Source organism: Pseudoalteromonas sp. S3785, assembly GCF_005887365.1.
GTDB lineage: Bacteria > Pseudomonadota > Gammaproteobacteria > Enterobacterales > Alteromonadaceae > Pseudoalteromonas.
Genome location: NZ_PNCT01000002.1, coordinates 1 through 22,813, shown reverse-complemented (window position 1 = coordinate 22,813; position 22,813 = coordinate 1). Strand labels below are relative to the sequence as shown.

The window sequence follows — 22,813 nt, the reverse complement described above, 5'->3', positions numbered from 1 at the left end:
TGTTACGCGGTGCTAAGCATTAGAGGTAGAGTGGCTTAAAGTGCAAACCTCAATGTGGCTTGAACGTAGTTAGAGTCTTTATCTTGTTCATCCATACAGAAGTTACCTACTTCAAAACCCACCACTAAATCTTTGGTTAAATTTTGAAATACGTTAACGCCCCATTGAGTACGTTCGCGCTCAGACACATCACCTTCAACTTTTCCGTAGAGTACGCTTGAACGAAGTGTATCTGTCCAAAAATGGCGGTATGCTATGAGTACCGAAGTGAGATCTTCAACTTCGTTATCGTATACATCTTTTGCAGCGGCAGCGCCGACATAGCGGCCAAGCTCACCTTTGTGAAATTGAAAGCGTAAATCATCTTTGCCAGTTGTTTTAACTAAGCCTGCCACAGACATACCAAAAGCTGATTCTTGTTCACCTGAGAGGGTGTTAAGCTGACGCGCAAGGGCAGATACTGATACGTTGCCCCAATCATCTTTAAAGTTATAGCGAGCGACTAAATCGGGAAGTTTGTCGTTAGAGGTATCGCCGCCCCATGTTTCTGGATTTTCTAGCGACAGTTGAAAATTACCCATGTTATAACGCACTTGCCCTTGACGAATAAAAACTAAGCCTGTGGTCGCACCTGCAAAATCGGCTGCTTCTGGAATGGCACTAGTATTCATAAATGTTGACCACGTTTGGCCAACAGTAAGGTCTTGATAGTTTATAAAAGCGTGACGTATACGTGGGTTTGCAGAGTTCGATATGATTTCGTTACCACCACCACCGTTAAAATCCATTTCAATAAAGCCGGTAACATCGCCATGGACATACTTGGTGTTGAAACGGGTTTCATTAGCAAAAATTTTAAACTGAGAGGCGTCTTCTTCAAGCGCTGCACCATCCCCAATCCAAAAATCACGATAAGCTACATCGCCATCAACATACCGAGAGTCTATTTTTATATAGCCACCAAATGTGAGTTTATCGTTTTCTGTTAGTTTGATTTCGTAGCCGGCAAAAGCGGTTGAACTTGCAGTTAGTAACGAAGATGCCAAGAGTAGTTTTTTATATTTTGAATCGAACATCTAGCTTATTCCCTTGTATTAGTTGTTCAGCTAATAGTAAGTAAACCGAACAAAGCAACAATTAGTAATAAGACTTAGCACCTAGCGTTTAGTCCTTTAGTCTAGTTCTTTAGTTGGGTGCTATATGGTTAAATTCAGAATGTAAAAAGGGCAACTCCCACTTCTACTACTAATAATAAAAAACGTGCTAAAAGCGCGCAAAAGAAGCTCATTATGTTTTCTAATTGGTTACTAATAAGTGTAAGCATTGGCTATATAAGTTTACTGTTTTTAATCGCTTTTTTAGGCGGCAAGTACCGTCACAAACTAGTTGCTAAGCAGCATGCCATTATTTATGCGCTATCGCTGGGAGTTTACTGTACCTCGTGGGGTTTCTTAGGCACATCTGCACAAGCTGCTGGTGGCTCCTTCAATTATATCCCTGTTTATTTAGCCCCAATTTTATTATTTGTCTTTGCTTGGCCTTTTATACAACGAATTATAAAAACGAGCCTGCAATTAAAAACAAACTCAATAGCAGATTTACTCTCAGCCCGCTTTGGTAAGTCACAAAGCTTGGCACTTATTATTACGCTAGTCGCGTTAATAGGCACTTTGCCCTATATAGCCTTACAGCTTAAAGCAATTATTGACTCATATATTATTTTGCAAGAAAGCCAGGACCTCCCTATTTGGCAGCTAGGTTTGATTGTGAGTATTATTTTAACTGGCTTTACAATTATTTTTGGGATCAGAACAATTGATGTAACAGAGCGCCACCCAGGCGTAATGATAGCCATTGCTTTTGAGTCCACAGTTAAGTTAATCGCATTTTTACTTGTTGGACTGTTTGTATCGTTTGTAATTTATGACTCACCTTTAGAAATTTTAGAAAAGTCAAAAGGGCATGTTTCTTTAGCACAGCAATTTGAGCCAAGTAACTTAGTGGGGATGTTTGGTTTACTATTTATTGTGATGTCAGCGTGCTTATGTTTACCGCGCCAATTTCAAGTTATGTTTGTTGAAATCAAAGATAGAAAAACAAGCCGCATGGCACGTTGGTTGCTACCTACTTATATTTTTGTATTTGCATTTTTTGCAGGCCCAATTGGTTTAGCGGGTACTTTAAATTATGCTGATTCACTCAATGCTGATGCTTATGTATTATTTTTACCCGCCTATTATGGGCACGTGTGGCTGTCATTATTTGCATTTTTAGGGGCTGTTTCTGCAGCCAGTTCCATGGTTATTGTATCAACCATTGCATTAAGTACGATGTTAAGCAATGAAATTGTCTTTCCGCTTATATTTAAATTTTCACCTAGAAAAAACCATGATTATTTGCATTTTCAAGCACGGCTTTTATTTATTCGAAAGGCGTTAGTGGTTGTTGTAATAGCATTGAGCCTTGGAATGTTGCTTATTTCACCACCAGGCGCGTTATCATCGTTGGGTGAAATTGCTTTTGGCGCTATTGCGCAAATTGGACCTGCATTGATTGCTGCTTTTTTCTGGCCTAGGGCCACACAAAAGGGCGTGTTTTGGGGGATCTGTTGCGGTTTTCTAATTTGGGTGTTTGGCAATTTACTTCCTCAGCTTGGCTTTTACGAGCACTTATTTAGTAGCACCTCTTGGCCAAAAACCACCGTAATGACCTTAATAGGGCTAAGTCTGAATATAAGTGTGTTATTTATAGTGTCATTATTGACGCGACAAAACATCCGCGAAGAAATGCAAAGCAAGTTTTTTTACGATAAAGGTAAAAACTACCACCGGCATTTTCCTAAGCAACCTAAGGTGGATATAAGTGAGCTTGAATTATTGTTGGCCCGTTTTATTGGCTTAGAAAAGTCAAAAGAGTGTTTTGCGCAATTTAATTTACTGCATAAAGATAAAAAGCATAAAACCTATAATGAAGCGTTGTTGTTTCATGCAGAAAATACGTTGGCGCCCGTACTAGGAGCCGCATCGGCCAAACTAGTATTGTCTTTTGGCTTGGGGGGGCGTGATATGGCTTTTGACCAAGTGGCAAAAATTGTAGAAGACAATTCTACTCAGCAGCTCGAGTTTAGTCGCTCAGTTTTACAGGGGGCAATTGAGAATACCAGTGAAGGTATTTCAGTGATTGATGGCGACTTAAATTTAGTAGCTTGGAATAAGCAATACCTTGATATTTTTAATTACCCTGAAGACTTTATTTATATTGGTTGCCCTATAAGTGAACTTATTAGATACAACCTTACTAATCAAAAGCGTTATGTATGTGATATAGAAGCTCAAGTAAATAAACGGCTAGAGTATTTAAAAGCAGGTAGTAGGCACCAGTCTGAACGACGTTTGCTTAACGATAAAATTATTAATATTGAAGGAAACCCGATCCCAGGCGGGGGCTTTGTGATGATTTTTACGGATATAACAGCGTTTAGGAAAGCCGAGAAATACTTAAAAGAAGAAAACACAGATTTAGAAAGCCGCGTTTTAGCACGAACAAAAGAGTTAGAGCAAGCGAATGTTGAGCTCGAAAAAGCGAATCAAGAACTTGTTGCAGCACAGCTAAAAGCAGAGCAAGCCCACCTTAAAAAAAGCCAATACTTAAGAGCATGTAGCCACGATTTATTACAGCCTCTTTCTGCTGCGCGTTTGTTTTCATCGGCGGTGAGTTTGAGCGCCAAAGTTTCGCCACAAGAGCGTATGCAGATTAAGCAAATAGATAACTCGTTAGAGATTGCTAATAATCTTTTACTCGATTTAAACGAAATAGCACGTATTGAAAGCGGTAATATATCTCCTGATATAAGTGTATTTCCACTTGAAAAACTATTCTCTATGTTAACGCTTGAGTTTTCAGCTTTAACGCACGATTACGCGATAGATTTTAGGTGTACGTCGAGTAAGTTATATATAAAAAGTGACTTAACTTTACTTGCTCGAATTGTGCAAAACTTTTTGAGTAATGCTTTTCGATATGCGCACGATGGAAAAGTATTATTAGGCTGTCGTAGAAAGGGGCAAAATTTGTGCATACAAGTGATTGATAATGGCCCCGGGATCCCACACGAAAAACAACAACAAGTGTTTGAGCAGTTTACACAATTATCAACCAAGTTAGTGGGGCCAAAAGGGCTTGGTTTAGGCCTAAATATTGCAAAAAGCCTCGCTGAAATACTTGACCATAAGCTTGGGTTGCTCTCAAAAGTAAATTGTGGCAGTACGTTTAGTGTAGAAGTGCCATTAGCGTCAGTAGCTAAGCCTGAAATAGCTGAACCTATGCAGGCCAGTAACAACTTACAAGGCGTGTGTGTGCTATGCATAGACAACGAAGAAAGTGTGACGGCGGGTATGAGTGATTTACTATCTGCATGGAAGTGTAATGTGCTAATAGCCTCAAGTGCTCAACAAGCTATGTCAATTTACAAAAGCCACGAGGAAGATATTGATATTTTACTAGTTGATTATCAGCTAACAGACGAGGCAGTACCCGCATGTGATTCACAAACGAGCACGGGATTACTCGGGGCACAAAAACATAGCCCTTCTAACATTTGTTATTACAACGGTATTGAGCTGATTCAAGCTATACGTGAAGTAAGTCCTTATCCATTACCTGCAATTCTCATTACAGCGACAATGGATGAATCAGTTCAAAAACAAGCGCAGAGTGCTGATATCGGATATTTGCGTAAAATAGTTAAGCCTATTGCGTTAAGAGCGTTGATGAGCTCCCTTTTAACTAAGCGGTTAGAAAAAAACTATATATCCGATACGTTTCTTTAAGGTGTGTTATGCGTAAAAAAGTCATGCTCATGCTTATGCTGGTTTAGCAAAATAACGGCTTGAGTACGGTTTTTAACACCCAGCTTTAAAAATATAGTACTCACATGGCTTTTTATTGTCGACTCAGACAGGTTTAGGTCGTACGCAATCTGTTTATTGAGTAGTCCATCAGCCAGCATAAACAATATTTTTCGCTGTTGATTAGTGAGTGTTGAAATTTTACTTTCTTCTTTATCTTGCTGCGCCCCTTGTTTTAATGCGTAAGCAGGAACCCAAAGCTCTCCATTAATAATGCTATTAAGTGCTGTAACCATGTCTTTAACAGGGGTCGATTTAGGTATAAAACCAGCAGCTCCATATTCTATTGCTTTATTAATAGTTTCTGGCTCCTCAAATCCAGAGATAACTACTACCGCGATATGTGGGTATTTTAAGCGAATATTATTAAGTGTATTAAACCCCTCTGCACCTGGTATATCTAAATCTAATAAAATAAGATCGATGTCGGGTGTATCAGTAAGTGCTTGTTCTAGTTCTGCTATGGTTTGAGCCTCAAGGAGCGAAGAGTCATTAAAGCTCGATGTAAGCATAAGTGATAATGCTTGCCTAAACAGCGGGTGATCATCTGCAATGATAATTTTAGTGTGTGTTGTCATTTTATTTTCTAACCTAAAGTTTAGATAAATGATCTTTTATTTGATAATTTACTTTTAATAAAAGGTAAATTTTTTGAGATTTATAACATAACCCGATTAGATTAAAATTCAATGTTAATTCTACAAATTAGACTAAAGGACTAAGACTTTTATTGGTTAATTAGAGGGATAAAAATACTGTTAACAAATTTTGATTATTAATATTGATATGAAAAGGTTTATTAATTTAAAGTTTCTAATCGCTCCCTCTTATAAAAATGTTCAAGGTCGATTACAATACAGCCATCTAAAAGGCATTGATGCCTTTGTCTGCACGTAAAGAGAGTGGATTTTATATTTCATGGCAATCAAACTTGCAATAAATGGTTTTGGTCGTATTGGTCGAAATATTGTCCGCGCGTTGTACGAGTCAGGTTTGAGCGACGAGATAAAAATTGTTGCGATTAACGAACTTGCTGACCCTGAAGCTATTGCTCATTTATTAAAATACGACACGTCCCACGGTCGTTTTTCTTTTCCTGTAAAACTTGGTGAAGACACCATTAGCGTTGCAGGTGATACCATTGCACTATTTTGTGAAGAAAACCCAGTAGAATTACCTTGGCAAACCCTAGATGTAGATGTAGTACTTGAATGTACCGGTGTTTATCACTCGCGCGAGCATGCACAATTACACATTACTGCGGGTGCTAAAAAGGTGTTATTTTCGCACCCAGCTGATAACGATGTAGATGCCACCATTGTGTATGGCATTAACGACGATGAGCTCAAGCGCGAGCATACTATTGTATCTAACGGCTCGTGTACTACAAACTGTGTGGTGCCTGTTATTAAAGTGCTAGATGATGCGTTTGGCATTGAGTCGGGTGCTATTACCACTATTCACGCGTCGATGAACGATCAACAAGTGATTGATGCGTACCATCATGATTTACGCCGTACCCGCGCTGCGAGTCAGTCTATTATTCCGGTAGATACAAAGCTTGCACGCGGAATAGACCGCATTTTACCCAAATTTGAAGGGCGCTTTGAAGCCATTGCGGTTCGCGTGCCGACAATTAACGTAACGGCAATGGACTTAAGTGTTACAGTAAATGCCGATGTAGACTTAAACGCGGTAAATACGGCTCTTAAAGCCCAAGCAAAAGACCGCTTAGAAGGTATTTTAAGTTACACCGAAGAACCTTTGGTATCGGTTGATTTTAATCACGACCCACATTCTTGTATTATTGATGGCACGCAGACACGTGTTAGTCACAAACGCCTGATAAAATTACTTGTCTGGTGTGATAATGAATGGGGTTTTGCCAATCGCATGCTAGATACAGCACGTGCGATGATGGCTAAGTAAGCATTTTATAATAATTTAAAAATTTATTTTTCAGGTTCAAGTATCGTTAACTAAGGAGATGTTATGTCGGTCATAAAAATGGCAGATTTAGATTTAAACGGCAAGCGCGTATTAATTCGTGAAGATTTAAATGTACCAGTTAAAGCAGGTAAAGTGACCTCAGATGCGCGTATTCGTGCTGCACTGCCTACTATTAAGCTAGCCCTAGAAAAAGGCGCTAAAGTAATGGTTATGTCACATCTTGGCCGTCCAACTGAAGGCGAGTACGATGACGAATTTTCACTTGCCCCTGTAGCCGATTACTTAAACGATGCACTTGAGCAAAATGTACGCCTTGAAAAAGACTACTTAAACGGTGTTGAAGTTGCCGATAACGAAGTGGTTGTATTTGAAAACGTACGATTTAATAAAGGCGAGAAGAAAAACGACGAAGCCTTATCAAAGCAACTTGCTGCACTGTGTGATGTGTATGTGATGGATGCATTTGGTACCGCTCACCGTGCGCAAGCCTCTACGCATGGCGTTGGTTTATTTGCCGATGTAGCCTGTGCTGGTCCGTTATTATCAGCAGAACTTGAAGCACTAGGCAAAGCACTAGATAACCCAGCTCGCCCATTAGTTGCTATTGTTGGTGGTTCTAAAGTATCAACTAAATTAACCGTTTTAGAATCGCTTTCTACAATTGTTGATCAGCTTGTAACTGGTGGCGGCATTGCTAATACCTTTATTGCAGCTGCGGGTCACCCGGTTGGTAAATCACTTTATGAAGCTGATTTAATGGATGAAGCAAACCGCTTGTGTGCAGCAGCTAAAGCAAACGATGGCGAAATTCCGGTACCGACTGATGTTGTTGTAGGTAATGAATTTTCAGACTCTGCAGTTGCTACGCTTAAAGATGTAAGCGAAGTAACCAGCGAAGACATGGTTTTTGATATTGGCCCAGACACAGCTAACCAGCTAGCTAAAATTATAGCAAACGCCGGCACTGTGGTATGGAATGGCCCAGTTGGCGTATTTGAGTTTGATCAGTTTGGTAATGGTACACGTGCTATTGCACAAGCCATTGCTAACTCTAATGCGTTTTCGATTGCAGGCGGTGGCGACACATTAGCTGCTATTGATAAATACGGCATTGCCGATAAAGTATCTTACATTTCTACCGGTGGTGGTGCGTTCTTAGAGTTTTTAGAAGGCAAAAAACTTCCAGCAGTAGAGATGCTAGAGTCGCGCGCTAAATAATTCATTATTTAGCCGCATTAGGTGAGGGGAAACCCTCACCAACGATTAATTATTAAATACCTCTCACCCTTATTTAATAGTTAATTAAGACGAAACTTTGCAGTTTTAGTTGCGATGGTTCGTGACGCAGTGATTGCGTCAAATTAACACATCCGTTCAAACTAGATGGCAGGAGACTGCTGTCGATAAATTGGAGAATACCCAATGGCTTTAATCAGTATGCGACAACTTTTAGATCATGCAGCTGAACACGGTTACGGCGTTCCAGCCTTTAACGTGAATAACCAAGAGCAAATGCGCGCAATAATGGAAGCGGCTGACAAAACAAACAGCCCAGTAATTGTTCAAGGATCAGCAGGCGCACGTGCTTACGCTGGTGCTCCATTTATCCGCCACATGATTTTAGCAGCCGTTGAAGAATGGCCGCACATTCCAGTCGTAATGCATCAAGATCACGGCACCTCACCCGGTGTTTGCCAACGCTCAATTCAACTAGGTTTTTCATCTGTAATGATGGATGGCTCACTAATGACAGACGGAAAAACCCCATCAAGCTATGAATACAATGTAGATGTAACACGCGAAACCGTCGCTATGGCGCATGCCTGTGGTGTATCGGTTGAAGGCGAGTTAGGTGTACTTGGCTCACTTGAAACCGGAGAAGCGGGCGAAGAAGATGGTGTAGGCGCAGAAGGTAAACTAACTACTGACCAAATGCTTACCGATCCAGAAGAAGCTGCTGACTTTGTAAATAAAACCCATGTTGATGCGCTGGCAATTGCGTGTGGTACATCGCATGGCGCTTATAAATTTACACGCCCGCCAACAGATGACATTTTAGCAATTGATCGTATTAAAGAAATTCACGCACGTATTCCCAACACGCATTTAGTAATGCACGGATCGTCGTCTGTACCACAAGAGTGGTTAGAGATCATAAATCAATATGGTGGCGAAATTCCTGAAACTTACGGTGTGCCAGTTGAGCAAATTGTAGAAGGGATCAAATACGGTGTACGTAAAGTGAATATTGATACTGACTTACGTTTAGCCTCTACCGGTGCTATTCGTCGTCATTTAGCGCTTAATCCTTCTAACTTCGATCCGCGTAAGTACCTAGCTGAAGCAACCAAAGCGATGACGGAGATTTGTGTAGCACGTTACAATTCATTTGGTACTGCTGGGCAAGCGAGTAAAATTAAGCCAATTTCACTGGACGACATGCACCTTAAATACTTAAGCGGTGAGCTAGACCCAAAAATTAGATAACGATCTTTGACTAAGTCATAGTGTAATAAAAACCAGCTGGCGTGATCTAGCTGGTTTTTTTATACCATAAAGCACGGGATCACTGTTATACCCACCCAGTAAAATGGGATCACGGTTTTACTAACCACGCAGTTTTTGGATCATTCATTTACTAACTAGTGCATAGATTTACGCTAACTATGGCGCTCAGTTAATCAGATCGTATTTAATTTATACAATAGGTCAGCTAGTTAGTTATTTGACTAAGTATAACCATGATCCCAAACCTGATCGGCTTAGTAAAAACCTGATCCTTTTTAGGCTACTTAGTAAAAAACAGATCTATTTTTAACCACAAAATGACATCTTCCAGTGTAAACTCAGTTTCGTATGTGGTTTTGCTGCTATGTTAGTAAAGTAATGATCCCGCCATTATTATCTACCCAGTAATAAAACGGTCACTTTTTATAAATATGTTTTGATTAACCGTAATTTGCAAAATAGTTTTAAAAATATGATGTTAATGCGACTTTTCTGTCAGTATTTTGTGTTTTTTTTACCAGGTTTTTAATTTACACGTTACACTTTCATAAAAATGTCATACTTAGTCATAATAATGAAAACTAATTCGATAGCGTAAGAGATAATTTGGAATGTCACGTAAAGTACTAGTCGTAGATGATGAAGCTCCTATCAGAGAGATGTTAGTTTTTGTTTTAGAGCAAAATGGATTTCAAGCAATTGAAGCAGAAGATTACGATTCTGCGATTGCAGCTATGGTTGAACCCTACCCAGATATGGTTTTACTCGATTGGATGTTACCCGGTGGTAGCGGTATTCAAATAGCAAAGCAATTTAAGCAAAGTGAATATACACGCCAAATACCAATTATTATGCTTACAGCCCGCGGCGAAGAAGAAGACAAAGTACGCGGACTAGAAGTGGGTGCAGATGACTATGTCACTAAACCTTTTTCTCCTAAAGAGCTGATGGCACGTATTAAAGCGGTTATTCGCCGCGTATCACCTACCTCATTAGAAGAAGCCATTGAAGTACATGGCTTGCGTTTAGACCCAATATCGCATCGCGTTACCTCAGAGGGAAGCGAGCTTGATATGGGGCCGACCGAATTTAGATTATTACACTTTTTTATGACTCACCCAGAGCGTGTTTATAGTCGCGAGCAGCTGCTAGATCATGTGTGGGGAACAAATGTGTACGTAGAAGATCGCACAGTTGATGTGCATATACGCCGCTTACGCAAGGCGATTGCACCGTTGGGTCACGATCGCTTAGTACAAACAGTACGCGGAGCTGGTTATCGTTTTTCTAGTAAATTATAAGGTAGCGCAGCTAGAGCGAGAGTGCGCATAAATTACTACTCAAAGGTAAAGTGAGTGTATGTATCGAGTTATTAATAAACAGGCGTTAATAAAACGTCTGTTTATCTATTTTTTACCCTTATTACTTATTGGTGTGCTTGTAGGTGCACCATTTTTGCTTTTATTTTTAGGCACATCTTCTCTTTTAGTTTGGCATTATCATCAACTTTATCGTTTAAGTGATTGGCTTTTAAATCAACGTAGCTTTAACCCGCCAGAGGGCGAAGGTGCGTGGGAACAAGTATTTGAAGGCATTTATCATTTACAGCATCGTAATCGTAAAAAGCGCAATGAACTGGCTGATTTAATTCGTCGCTTTCGCGATGGCGCTGAAGCTGTACCCGATGCCGTAGTGGTGCTGCAAAGTGATTTAAGTATTGTGTGGTGTAACCAACTTGCACTTAAGGTATTGGGGCTGCAATGGCCAACCGATCATGGCCAGCGACTTGATAACCTAATACGCGAACCTAAATTTGCCAAGTACATGTTGCGCGGTGAATTTGAAGAGCCACTTGAGCTTGATAACGGGCATATTGTTGATCAAGTGCTTGAGTTTAGGGTAATGCCGTATGCCAACACACAGCTTATGGTGGTCGTACGTGATGTAACACGCCTAAAACAGCTAGAGCAAATGCGTAAAGACTTTGTTGCTAACGTATCGCATGAGCTGCGTACGCCGCTAACGGTCGTTACTGGCTATCTTGAAATGATGGATGGGGATATGATGCCACCGCTTGCAATGTGGAATAAAGCCCAAAATACCATGCTTGAGCAATGTAAGCGTATGGATAGCTTAGTCAACCAGCTTTTATCTCTTTCGCGTATTGAAGGGTCGCGTAGACAAGATAACGATAAAGCCATTAATGTACCGCAAATGCTCAATTACATCAAAACCGAAGCGCAATCCATAAACCAAGATAAAGGCCATGAACTTATTTTTAATATAGATAATCAGCTTGATATTAAAGGCGCAGAAGATGAACTACGCAGTGCGTTTTCTAATTTAGTGTTTAACGCTATACATTACACTAAAGCGGGCGGAAAAATTATTGTCACCTGGCAGCGCAAAGAAGGGTATGCGCACTTTAGTGTGAATGATAATGGTGATGGCATTGCACCAGAGCATATAAATCGTCTAACCGAGCGCTTTTACCGCGTAGATAAAGCAAGGAGCCGCACAACGGGCGGTTCAGGTTTAGGCTTAGCAATTACCAAACATGTGTTAACACGTCATGATAGTCAATTAAATATAACCAGTGAGCTTGGGAAAGGTTCGTGTTTTTCTTTCGCTTTTTCAAAGGATAAGCTTGTTAACTTGGCAAGCTAAAAACAATAAAAAGTAAAGTCATAAAAGTGTCATTTAAGGGTAATGTAACTGTCATCTACCCGCTTTACAGTAGATGACAGTTAGGAAATGGGACGAACAAATCGGAGAACCCCGCATGAAATTTAAAAACTTAGTTGCCGCAATGGGTGTGGCTGTTACAACATTAGTATCTGCGCAGGCTGTTGCTCTTGACGAGGCAATGCCTGAATATCAAAAAATTAACGGCGTTTCAGGTAACTTTTCATCTGTAGGTTCTGATACTTTAGCCAACATGATGACTTTTTGGGCAGAAGAGTACAAACGTATTTACCCAAATGTAAATATTCAAATTCAAGCGGCAGGTTCGTCTACTGCGCCACCAGCGCTTACAGAAGGCACCTCTAACATGGGCCCTATGAGCCGTAAAATGAAATCAAAAGAAATCGAAGCGTTCGAAAAACGTTACGGTTACAAGCCTACAGAAGTACGCGTAGCAATTGATGCCTTAGCAGTTTTTGTACACAAAGATAACCCAATCGAAGGCTTACGCATTGACCAAGTAGATGCTATTTTTTCATCTACACGTAAATGTGGTGCATCTGAGCAAGTTAACCGCTGGAGCGATGTTGGCCTAACGGGCGACTGGGCTGCAAAAGACATTCAATTATACGGACGTAACTCTGTATCAGGTACTTACGGTTACTTTAAAAAGAAAGCACTGTGTAAAGGTGACTTCCGTAACAACGTAAATGAGCAACCTGGTTCTGCCTCTGTTGTACAGTCAATCTCATCTTCATTAAACGCGATTGGTTACTCAGGCATTGGTTACAAAACATCAGGTGTACGTACGGTTCCTTTATCTAAAAAAGGCACTAACTACGTAGATGCAACGCTTGATAATGTTGCTAAAGGTAAATACCCACTTTCTCGTTTCTTATACGTTTACGTGAACAAACACCCTAATAAGCCGCTTTCACCAATTGAAGCTGAGTTCTTAAAAATGGTACTTTCTAAAGACGGACAAAAAATCGTTGAAAAAGATGGTTACGTACCGCTTTCTGCAAAGTTAGTAGAAGCAGAGCTTAAAAAGTTAGGTTTATAATTTAAACCCAACTACAAAAAAACCGCTCAATGAGCGGTTTTTTTGTGTGTAAATTTTAAAGCGTAAAAAGACTAATTTATTAAAAAGCGATTATAAATCCGTCAGCTTTTGAGCTTGTTCTTTACACTGATTGTAGCTTTCTACACATTTAGCAGAGCACACTTGCTGTTTTAAACCTTTGTCAATTGATTGCTGATCGCAACTATTTTCGCACTGATAGTTTTGTTGTGCGCATTGGTTTAACTCAGGGTTTTTCACTTGATTTTGGCAAGCTGCTAACAATGAAAATGACAGGGCGAGGGCACTCGTTTTAATAAATGTTTGCATGCTTATCCTTAACGTTGAACTGCGCTTTTGTTAAATCTCAACTTGTAAGTTGTCGATTAATCTAACATTGCCTAAAAAGGCGGCAGCTAAAATAACTAGTTGTGTATCATCAAGTGTAGCAGCTTTTAATGTATCTCGTTGAGCTATCTCAAAATAATCAGGCTTTAAGCCGGCTTGCTCTAAACTAAGCTGTGCGCTTTGCTCAAGTGCTTTGTAATCGGTATTGCCTGCTTTGAGCTGCTCAGCGCAGCTGTTTAGTGTTTTAAATAATGCGGTAGCCGTGGCTTTTTGCTCAGCAGATAAATAGCCATTTCGTGAGCTCATAGCTAAGCCAGACACTTCGCGCATGGTCGGTACACCGACAATTTCAACTGGAATAGATAAATCGCGTACCATGGTTTTAATTACTTGCAGCTGCTGAAAGTCTTTTTCGCCAAAGCAGGCATAATCAGGTTGTACTAAATTAAATAACTTAGTCACTACCGTGGCAACGCCTCTAAAGTGTCCTGGGCGCGTGCCGCCGCAATACCCCATAGATACACCCGGTACATCTACAAAGCTCTGCTCACCAAGCCCATTTGGGTAAATGGTGTCTACGCTTGGGGTGAACACTATATCTGTGTTTAAGTCGGCTAAGCCTTGTTTGTCTTCGTTTAGCGTACGCGGGTAGCTATCTAAATCTTCGTTGGCACCAAATTGCATTGGGTTAACAAAAATGCTCACAACCACCTTGTCGGCCATTGTTTTTGCCTTTTCAACTAACGAAAAATGACCCTGATGTAAATTGCCCATGGTTGGCACTAAAGCCACGCTTAAGCCAGCTTGGCGCCACGCTTTAATTTGACTACGTAATGATTTAATTTCAGTAATTGACTGCATTATTTAAACTCATGTTCGGCGCTTGGAAATGCGCCACTTTTAACGTCTGTACAATATTTTTTAACTGCATCTGGCATGTTGCCGGTTTCGAGTAAAAAGTTTTTAGAAAATTTAGGAATGTATCCTGCCGAAATACCGACTAGATCGTGCATTACCAGTATTTGGCCATCCGTTACATTACCTGCGCCAATACCGATAGTAGGGATAGTGACGGCATCGGTAATACGTTTAGCAAGCGCACTTGGGATACACTCAAGCACTAATAATTGGGCGCCTGCCGCTTCTAGGGCTTTTGCATCATCAATCATTTTTTGCGCTTTGTCGTCTTCACGGCCTTGAATTTTAAAGCCACCAAATACGTGCACTGATTGGGGCGTTAATCCTAAATGACCACAAACAGGAATACCTTGCTGCGTTAAACTTTTAATACTGTCGTAAAGCCATTCACCGCCTTCAAGTTTTACCATATTAGCGCCTGCACGCATTAACTCTGCTGCATTTTTACAAGTGTCGCTAACGTTTGAATAGCTCATAAAGGGCATATCGGCTATAACAAAAAGCTCACGACTGCCACCGCGTACACAACGGGTATGATAGGCTATATCTTGATTGGTTACGCCTAGGGTATCGTCGCCACCTTGCAACACCATGCCCAAAGAGTCGCCAACTAAAATAACGTCCACACCGTTATCATGAAATAACTTAGCAAAACTAGCATCGTATGCGGTTAATGCGGTGATTTTGTTATTTTCTGCTTTCATTTTATTTAAAGTAGAAACGGTTATTTTAGACATAATATCCTCGCAGGCATAAGCCTTGGTTAATTACAGAGGTAATTGTTGTAAGTCGTTGAGCGGTAAATCTTGCGCAATAGTTTTTAATGCAATGCCGCTAGGTAAAATCAGTTCTGGGGCAAGTTCTAGTAAAGGGTAAACTACAAACTCACGTTCGCACAGGCCATAATGAGGCACCGTTAAGCGTGGGGTATTAATAATTTGCTGCCCAAACAATAAGGTATCTATATCAAGCGTACGTGGTCCCCAACGTTCGGCTTTTCTTACTCGCCCATGCTCAAGCTCTATGGCTTGTGTTAAATCAAGTAATTGCTCTGGTTCAAGCGCGGTTTTAATACACGCTACGGCATTTACATAATCGGGTTGGTCTTGTGGCCCCATGGGTTTGCTCGCGTAGTAATGCGATACACTTACAAATTCACAACGAGGCAGCTCTTTAAGCGCACAAATGGCGTTATCAAGCTGCTCTTTGGGTGAGTTTAGGTTGGCACCTAGACCCAAATATACACACTGCATACAATTACTCAGACGGCTTTTTAGTGGTGCGGCGGCGTGAGCGCTTACGTGGTTTTGGCCCACCTTGATGACCTAGATTTTTGACCATGTCTTTTTGGCCGTTTATATCTTGGCTTAAGTACTGGGTCCACCACTGAGCAAGCTCACTATATTGTTGCTCACCGGCATCAACGCGTAATAATAAAAAGTCGTAAGCGGCTTTAAAGCGTGGTTGCTGGGTAAGTCTGTAAGCACGTTGGCCGGCACGTTTATCTAAACGCTGCTGTATATGCCAAATGTCGCGAGCGCCTAATGTAAAGCGTTTTGGTACTGCTATATGTTGGGCATTTTCGCTCAGTACTTTATTCATGGCTTGCGCAAAGGCGTCAAAGTAAGACAGCTGTTCTTGTTGTTTAATTTTAGTTGTGCGCTCAAGCAGCGGAAACCAAAGTAAAGCTGCAAATATAAACGCAGGGGTAACTTTTTTATCAGCATTAATGCGTTTATCAGTGTTTTGAAACATTTGTTGAATAAACGCGGCTTCTAAACCGTCGGGGTTTTTATCTAAAATTTTATCAAGCACCGGAAATAACGACTTAAACAAGCCGTATTGGCGTAACATTAAATAGTTAGCTTCGGCTTTACCGTTTAAAAACAGCTTTAAAACTTCTTCGAATAAACGCGCTGGCGGAATATTGTCAAGTAGGCTGGCAAGCGCGGTAATTGGCTTTTCGCTTTTTGGCGCTATGCTCATATCAAGCTTGGTTGCAAAGCGTACCGCACGCAGCATACGAACAGGGTCTTCGCGATAGCGTGTTTCGGGGTCGCCAATTAACTCAATTTGTTTTGCTTGAATGGCCGCTAAGCCATTGGCGTAATCGTATATACAAAAATCGTTAATCGAGTAATACAGTGCGTTAATAGAAAAATCTCGGCGCTCGGCGTCTTCCTCAATGCTACCAAATACGTTATCACGCAATAACTGTCCATGTTCGCTTGATTGGCTAATTTGGTTTTTGTCTTCTTGCGCTTCGTGGTGCCCGCGCATGGTAGCTACTTCTATAATCTCGCGACCAAAAACAATATGTGCTAAGCGAAAGCGGCGGCCAATAAGGCGACAGTTTCTAAATAGTTTTTTAACCTGCTCTGGGGTGGCATTGGTAACTACGTCAAAGTCTTTAGGTTGTTGACCTAACAATATATCGCGAATACAACCACCTACAAGGTAAGCGTCGTAACCACCGTCTTTTAAACGGTAAAGTACTTTGATTGCATTTGGGCTAAATTGTTTACGTGAAATACCATGTTCACCGCGTGTTATAACAACCGGCTCATCACTTGTTTGAGTGCTTTGCACATCGGCATTTGGGCCGATTATTTGCCTGCAAAATTGAAAAAGCTTGGAAATAATAATCTGTCTCCTACAGAAATGATGATTGGCTGGTCATCGCAATAAAAAAGCACCTAAATTAGGTATTATAGTGCGGTGCTTTTAATGTATTGTAAATAGCCTCTATTTAGGCGGCTATCATATACCAGCGCGGTATAAAAATTAAGTTGATGGACTGAAATTAAGCCGTTTTTAAGATTTTTATTTGCTTAAATGTGTAAATTTAGTGCTGTTTGGGTGCTGACCTTGCGAAATTTGAATTTCGGGTATGTTGGGCACTGCAGTTAAGCTAAATTCGTTGATAGCCCATGCAATTAATTGCTCTACAGACAAATCGTGCAATTGGCTATGCACAGGTAAATTTAAAAATTCAAATGCATCAATCAGCGCAGGCTTTGGGTTGTCTGTGCTAATAGCGGGCGCGTAATTTTGTTTAGAGAGTTTAAAGCCAGGCTCGGCTACCGCAAGGGGTAAATGCGCGTATTGGGGAATGGGTGCATTAAGCTGTTTAAATAAACTGATTTGTCGTGCTGTGGGCTCGATTAAATCGGCGCCACGCACTACACGGTTAATACCTTGCTCAATGTCGTCAATAACCACCACTAGCTGATAAGCAAATAATCCGTCACTGCGCTTTATTATGTAATCTTCATGGGCTAAGGCACTATTAACAGTAATGCTCCCTTGAATTAAATCGTTAAAATGGCATGTTGGGTGCTGTTGGCTAAGGCGAAGAGCGCCTTGAACTGTTGATAAGTTAAGCGCTTTGCAGTGACCTTGGTAAATGCCACCTATAGCTTTTATTTGTTTGCGAGAGCAGCGACAACCATATACACAGTGTTGTTGTATCAGTGAGTTTGTTATCTCTTGATAAAGGGATAGTCGCTGTGTTTGATAAACAACGGTTTCGTCCCAATATAGGCCGTAGGCTTGTAAGGTATTTAGAATATCTGCGTCGGCATTTTTCACCACACGAGTGGTATCTATATCTTCAATGCGGACTAACCATTTACCCTGATTTACTTTAGCATCAAGGTAGCTGCCCACAGCCGCCACAAGTGAGCCAAAATGAAGTGGCCCAGAAGGAGACGGTGCAAATCGACCGCGATAGTCACGCTTTGGCGTGGTAACGGCTGTAGGAGGCATAGTTAACTAATTTTAATTAACCGCGTCCAGCTTGTTTTTCTTTTATTTCTGCAAGGGTTTTACAGTCTACGCATAAATCTGCAGTTGGGCGCGCCTCTAAACGACGAATACCAATCTCGATTCCGCATGACTCACAAAAGCCAAAATCATCTTCTTTAATTAAGATAATTGTTTTTTCAATTTTTTTGATCAGTTTACGTTCGCGGTCGCGAGTACGAAGCTCTAAAGAGAACTCTTCTTCTTGCGCAGCGCGGTCAACTGGATCAGGAAAGTTGGCAGCTTCGTCTTGCATATGCGATTTTGTGCGGTCAACTTCATTACGTAAGTCGTTACGCCACGCTTCTAAAATCGCTTTAAAATGAGCACGTTGTGCTTCATTCATATACTCTTCGCCCGGCTTTTCTTGGTATGGTTCTAAACCGGCTTGAGCCAATAAACCATGTCTTTGTTGGTCTGGCATAACTCTCTCCTAAATCCTTAATTTAATGCCTCAGCATTAGCCGGCGGTATAAATAGCAGAATCTTATACCCTAGGCAAATTTATTTTTTAATTAATCGAATTAGCTTCAACCAGTGTGTTGACTAAAAAGGCTCATATTTTAATTTTGATGCTTTATTAATCGTTATTTCGGTATTTAAACTTGCCTAGTTATATGGGCATAAAGTTTAAAAGCAAGTTAATTTTTTATTTAAAGGCTACTTTCTCACTGAGCGTTACTTCACTTGGCGAAATAGATGCCTTGTAAGCGTATACCTCCACGCCTTTTTTAATCGCCTGGTTTAGTAAATCGCTGTATTTTTTATCTATATGGCTTGCGGCACTCACGGTATTGATACCTTGGTGTAAAACAGCGAACAATAATACTGCTCGGTGGCCTTGTTCGATCATTTCTATTAATTCGCGAATGTGCTTTTGCCCACGCACGGTTTGTGCATCGGGGAAGTAGCCTTGTCCACTGTGGGGAGCGGTTTCGCTTAGCAAAGTGACTGACTTTACCTCTACATAGCAAGCGGGTTTATTGTCACTGGTAAGTAAAAAGTCGATACGGCTATTTTCGCTGCCGTATTTTACTTCACTTTGTAGCTGCTCATAGCCGTTGAGCTCTGTAATAACTTGGTCGTTGATAGCCTCTTCAACCACTTTATTTGCCACGGCGGTATTAACACATATTAACTGTGAGAGGGTGTTTTGAGTAAGCTCTAATGAATGCGGGTATTTTCGTTTACTGTTATCGCTGGTTGAATAAAACGCATTAAAGCCAGGCTCTGCGCAACCTGTCATTTTACCGGTGTTGGCGCAGTGGGCGGTAAATTCAGTTCCATCGTTAAGTGCTAGGTCGGCTAAAAAGCGTTTATAGCGTTTTAATAACGTGGCGGGCTGTAAAACGGGGGTGTATTTCATTTAAATTCCAATGCTAAACGCGGCTAGCACGCTGGTTTATGTTATTTATCTCAAGCTGTTGGGAACTTGTACTCACTATAGTAAACTCGGTGGAACATTTAAGTGTAAGGGTATTCTAACATGAGTGAAAAATTTGTTGTTCAACTGAGCGAACAAGCAGCACCAAGCCATTGGGGCGAAAACGCGACATTATCTTTTAATGAGCAAGGTGCCACGGTTCATTTATCTGAACAAGAAACATTAAAAAATGTTCAAAAAGCAGCGCGAACAATCGCAAATCAAGGTGTTAAACAGGTTGAGCTTGCGGGCGATACTTGGTGCACTGAAAGCCAATGGGCTTTTTATCAAGGCTTTGTAACACCTAAATCACTAGACGGGGTTAAGTTTGTTGATAACGCACAATCAGATCTAAACGAGCTTGCGCATTTAAAAGCCTCTGCTACGTGGGCAAGAGAAATGGTTAACGGCACTGCCGATGACATTTACCCTGAGAGCCTTGCCGAAAAAGCCGCAGAATTTATACAATCGTTAGCGCCTGAGCACGTAAGTTACCAAATTATTAAAGGTGATGCGTTATTAGAGCAGCAATGGATTGGTATTCATGCAGTGGGCCGTGGTTCTGAGCGTCCACCCGTTTTACTTGAGCTTGATTACAACCCAACGGGCGATGAAAACGCGCCGGTAAGTGCAGCGCTTGTAGGTAAAGGTATCACGTTTGACTCTGGCGGTTACTCAATTAAATCTAGCGAAGGTATGCTGGGCATGAAGTGCGACATGGGCGGAGCGGCGACCGTAACAGCGGGTTTAGCGCTTGCCATTAACCGCGGCATAGAAAAACGTATTAAGCTGTTTTTATGCTGTGCCGAGAACTTAATTTCGGGCCATGCTTACAAACTAGGTGATATTTTAACCTATAAAAATGGTACTACGGTAGAAATTGTAAACACCGATGCAGAAGGGCGCTTAGTACTTGCCGATGGCCTCATGGCTGCAGGCGAAACTGGCGCAGAGCTTATTATTGATGCGGCAACACTAACCGGTGCTGCATTAGTGGCTGTAGGTCAGGAGTACAATGCTTTATTTGCCCTTGATAAAGAGCTGGCTCGCGAAGTAGAAGACTTTGCCTCGCAAGAAATGGAAGCCGCATGGCCACTACCACTTGAAAAATGGCACCAGCAAAACTGCCCATCTCCTTACGCTGATACGGCAAATAGCCGCGCTCAAAAAGGCGGTGGTTACGGCGGCGCTTCAAATGCTGCAGGCTTTTTATCTCGTTTTGTACCAAACGATGGTAAAGGTTGGGTACACATAGATTTAGCTGCTGCATTTAATATGGGTAGCACTAGTCAATGGGCAGCCGGTGCAACAACGCAAGGAATGCGTACAGTAGCTCGTACATTGTTAGAAAAAGCTTAATAGTACGTAACTAAGCGTTTAATACATAAAATAGGCACCCATTGGTGCCTATTTTGCTATTTGCAGGCAAGCAATTTATTTTTATTTACGGTAAAATCCTTCGCCAATACCTGTTTGGGTGTTTAATTATTGGCTAAAGCGCCTACACTCAAATGTTATACTCACCACTGGGGTTCTAAACTATGTCAGATAAGTGCTACATCACAGCTCAACAGCTACTTGAAGATTCATTCCGCGTAGCGGCACAAGTTTATAAAGATGGCTTTCGTCCAGACTTTATTATTGGTATTTGGCGAGGTGGTGCACCTATTGGTATTGCTGTGCAAGAATACTACGATTATAAAGGCATTGAGACTGACCACATTGCGGTGCGTACGTCGTCTTATTACGGTATTGGCAAGCAATCTAAAGAAATAAAAGTACACGGTTTACATTACATTGTAGAAAACGCAAATGCAGGTGACTCACTGCTTATTGTTGATGATGTGTTTGATTCTGGGCGCAGTATTTTTGCGTTAAAAGAAAAGCTTTCTGAGCTTATGCGTTTAAATCTACCTCGTGATATTCGCGTGGCATGCCCTTACTATAAGCCTAAAAACTCAAAAGTAGACATGGTGCCAGATTACTTTATTCATGAATCAGAAGAGTGGTTAGTGTTCCCGCATGAGTTATCGGGTTTAACGCCAGATGAAATCATTGAAGGTAAATCTGATTTAGTGAACATCCAAGATATTTTATTAGATAAGTAATCGCGACAGGGTTAAGTGGCGAATTAAACTACGCTGATGTAAGTATTTTCGGCCAGGGTTAACGCTTAACTAATTAATACTACAAAAAAGGCCCTTAGGGCCTTTTTTTGTGTATGATTTTTAAAAGGTTGCGTGTTTTACAGCTGCGCAAAACTGTCTACATAATCACTCAAGCTTTGCGTATCGACCGCTTTTAACCCGTGAGAGCTGCGTTGTACTAAGCCTTTTTCAACAAGCTCGGTAACTACGCGGCGATAAGCTCGCTCAGTGGTTGCAAAACGCTCTGCTTCAGCGTTAACGGTTGGGTATGCGCGCAGTAGCGTAGGATTATTGTTCTCAGCTCGTAATAAGCAGTCTTTAGCAATGTTGTAGCTTAAAGGTAGTAGTAGCTTATCTAAATTAACTTTTTGGTTTTCTTGGAACTTTGCTGCAATAGTTTGCGCTGTATACAAGCTAAGCTCTGGCTTTTCGAGTAGTAAAGCTCGCCAGTGACGAAGCTCTATTAAGTTATAAGTTACATCACTAAAACAGGTCACTGTATAAATACAGGGATTATTGTTAAGCGCTTCTATTTCACCAATTAGCGTATTATTGCAATCTAATTGGCCTAATAATAGGCGGCGTCCGTTACCTACATCATAACTAAATGAAATAGTTCCGCTGCGCACCAACACAAGCTTACTCAGTGGTTGATCTTGGTGGATCAGCACTTCTTTTTTTGATTGTTGGTAACTACTCCCTGCAAAAGTGAGTAGTTGTTCAACAAGATAACTAGAAAAATGGTATTGAAACATCAATATGCTCTTCGGACAATTGTCCTATTTATTACACCTTAATGACGATATTATTAAGGCTCTAAGAATTTACGCTAACTTGCTACTGTATTTAGCCTTGCTAAGTACGTAATACCTTCATTTCCCGTGTAATGATTTAGGAAGCTATTGGCTACAACCAATATACTTTTTAAGGTTTTTAAGCAAGTTAGTTTTTTTATTTTATACCAATCCGCTTAATTGTGTGATCTATTTTGAGGTTAGGATAACGTAGTGATAGCTAGGCAAAAAATTCGCTATTTAGTTGCTCTAAATGAGAATTTTTTAAC

General features: G+C 40.9%; 20 protein-coding genes. 9 read left to right on the top strand and 11 right to left on the bottom strand.

Features of this window, described 5'->3' with window-relative positions:
- Positions 1-35 precede the first annotated feature (35 nt).
- Positions 36-1,076, bottom strand: a complete 1,041-nt coding sequence (locus CWC17_RS00350; RefSeq protein ID WP_138542363.1) for a DcaP family trimeric outer membrane transporter — start codon at positions 1,074-1,076, stop codon at positions 36-38.
- Between the two features lie 213 nt (positions 1,077-1,289).
- On the opposite strand from CWC17_RS00350, the gene CWC17_RS00345 reads away from it, so the two are divergent.
- Positions 1,290-4,829 (top strand): hybrid sensor histidine kinase/response regulator, encoded by a 3,540-nt coding sequence (locus CWC17_RS00345; protein ID WP_138542364.1) that lies wholly within the window; start codon positions 1,290-1,292, stop codon positions 4,827-4,829.
- Here CWC17_RS00345 and CWC17_RS00340 read toward each other — a convergent pair.
- Positions 4,826-5,485: a response regulator transcription factor gene (locus CWC17_RS00340; protein WP_138542365.1), complete on the bottom strand. Its 660-nt coding sequence runs from the start codon at positions 5,483-5,485 to the stop codon at positions 4,826-4,828. The two genes, CWC17_RS00345 and CWC17_RS00340, sit on opposite strands and share 4 nt — an antisense overlap.
- Before the next feature lie 340 nt (positions 5,486-5,825).
- Here CWC17_RS00340 and epd point away from each other — a divergent pair, with 340 nt between their 5' ends.
- From epd to CWC17_RS00310, 6 genes are all read left to right on the top strand, one after another.
- Positions 5,826-6,836: an erythrose-4-phosphate dehydrogenase gene (epd, locus tag CWC17_RS00335; RefSeq protein WP_055015099.1), complete on the top strand. Its 1,011-nt coding sequence runs from the start codon at positions 5,826-5,828 to the stop codon at positions 6,834-6,836.
- 63 nt (positions 6,837-6,899) lie between these two features.
- Complete coding sequence (locus tag CWC17_RS00330; RefSeq protein ID WP_138611786.1) at positions 6,900-8,075, top strand: phosphoglycerate kinase; 1,176 nt, start codon at positions 6,900-6,902, stop codon at positions 8,073-8,075.
- A gap of 204 nt (positions 8,076-8,279) precedes the next feature.
- Positions 8,280-9,344 carry a class II fructose-bisphosphate aldolase gene (fba, locus tag CWC17_RS00325; protein WP_055015101.1) on the top strand — a complete coding sequence of 355 codons (1,065 nt, stop codon included), beginning with the start codon at positions 8,280-8,282 and terminating at the stop codon, positions 9,342-9,344.
- Between the two features lie 632 nt (positions 9,345-9,976).
- Positions 9,977-10,666, top strand: coding sequence for a phosphate regulon transcriptional regulator PhoB (phoB, locus tag CWC17_RS00320; RefSeq protein ID WP_004586083.1), 690 nt, complete (start codon positions 9,977-9,979; stop codon positions 10,664-10,666).
- 58 nt (positions 10,667-10,724) lie between these two features.
- Positions 10,725-12,032 carry a phosphate regulon sensor histidine kinase PhoR gene (phoR, locus tag CWC17_RS00315; RefSeq protein WP_138611785.1) on the top strand — a complete coding sequence of 436 codons (1,308 nt, stop codon included), beginning with the start codon at positions 10,725-10,727 and terminating at the stop codon, positions 12,030-12,032.
- A gap of 115 nt (positions 12,033-12,147) precedes the next feature.
- Entirely contained in the window at positions 12,148-13,113 is a 966-nt protein-coding gene (locus tag CWC17_RS00310) for a PstS family phosphate ABC transporter substrate-binding protein (RefSeq protein WP_055015103.1), read from the top strand.
- Positions 13,114-13,203: 90 nt separating this feature from the next.
- On the opposite strand, the gene CWC17_RS00305 is transcribed toward CWC17_RS00310, so the two are convergent.
- From CWC17_RS00305 to sfsA, 8 genes are all read right to left on the bottom strand, one after another.
- Positions 13,204-13,440, bottom strand: coding sequence for a hypothetical protein (locus tag CWC17_RS00305; RefSeq protein WP_055015104.1), 237 nt, complete (start codon positions 13,438-13,440; stop codon positions 13,204-13,206).
- Between the two features lie 30 nt (positions 13,441-13,470).
- The gene (panC, locus tag CWC17_RS00300; protein ID WP_138611784.1) at positions 13,471-14,319 is read right to left on the bottom strand and encodes a pantoate--beta-alanine ligase; all 849 of its coding nucleotides are present in this window, start codon (positions 14,317-14,319) and stop codon (positions 13,471-13,473) included.
- Positions 14,319-15,113 (bottom strand): 3-methyl-2-oxobutanoate hydroxymethyltransferase, encoded by a 795-nt coding sequence (gene panB / locus CWC17_RS00295; RefSeq protein WP_055252800.1) that lies wholly within the window; start codon positions 15,111-15,113, stop codon positions 14,319-14,321. The genes panC and panB overlap by 1 nt, the downstream gene beginning before the upstream one ends.
- Before the next feature lie 30 nt (positions 15,114-15,143).
- The gene (gene folK, locus CWC17_RS00290; RefSeq protein WP_138611783.1) at positions 15,144-15,629 is read right to left on the bottom strand and encodes a 2-amino-4-hydroxy-6-hydroxymethyldihydropteridine diphosphokinase; all 486 of its coding nucleotides are present in this window, start codon (positions 15,627-15,629) and stop codon (positions 15,144-15,146) included.
- 4 nt (positions 15,630-15,633) lie between these two features.
- Complete coding sequence (pcnB, locus tag CWC17_RS00285) at positions 15,634-16,965, bottom strand: polynucleotide adenylyltransferase PcnB (protein WP_138611782.1); 1,332 nt, start codon at positions 16,963-16,965, stop codon at positions 15,634-15,636.
- A gap of 234 nt (positions 16,966-17,199) precedes the next feature.
- Positions 17,200-18,144 (bottom strand): tRNA glutamyl-Q(34) synthetase GluQRS, encoded by a 945-nt coding sequence (gene gluQRS / locus CWC17_RS00280; RefSeq protein WP_138542592.1) that lies wholly within the window; start codon positions 18,142-18,144, stop codon positions 17,200-17,202.
- Between the two features lie 16 nt (positions 18,145-18,160).
- A complete protein-coding gene (gene dksA / locus CWC17_RS00275) occupies positions 18,161-18,604 on the bottom strand; it encodes an RNA polymerase-binding protein DksA (protein ID WP_004586092.1) in 444 nt (147 codons plus the stop codon).
- Positions 18,605-18,829: 225 nt separating this feature from the next.
- Positions 18,830-19,546: a DNA/RNA nuclease SfsA gene (gene sfsA, locus CWC17_RS00270; protein WP_138611781.1), complete on the bottom strand. Its 717-nt coding sequence runs from the start codon at positions 19,544-19,546 to the stop codon at positions 18,830-18,832.
- A 120-nt stretch (positions 19,547-19,666) separates the two neighbouring features.
- Between sfsA and pepB the strand changes: the two genes are divergently transcribed.
- Both pepB and CWC17_RS00260 read left to right on the top strand, forming a co-directional pair.
- Positions 19,667-20,962 carry an aminopeptidase PepB gene (pepB, locus tag CWC17_RS00265; RefSeq protein WP_138611780.1) on the top strand — a complete coding sequence of 432 codons (1,296 nt, stop codon included), beginning with the start codon at positions 19,667-19,669 and terminating at the stop codon, positions 20,960-20,962.
- 182 nt (positions 20,963-21,144) lie between these two features.
- Positions 21,145-21,711, top strand: a complete 567-nt coding sequence (locus tag CWC17_RS00260; RefSeq protein WP_055015112.1) for a phosphoribosyltransferase — start codon at positions 21,145-21,147, stop codon at positions 21,709-21,711.
- Between the two features lie 137 nt (positions 21,712-21,848).
- Here the strand turns inward: CWC17_RS00260 and CWC17_RS00255 are convergent, their stop codons facing one another.
- Complete coding sequence (locus CWC17_RS00255; protein ID WP_055015113.1) at positions 21,849-22,505, bottom strand: Crp/Fnr family transcriptional regulator; 657 nt, start codon at positions 22,503-22,505, stop codon at positions 21,849-21,851.
- Positions 22,506-22,813: the final 308 nt, after the last annotated feature.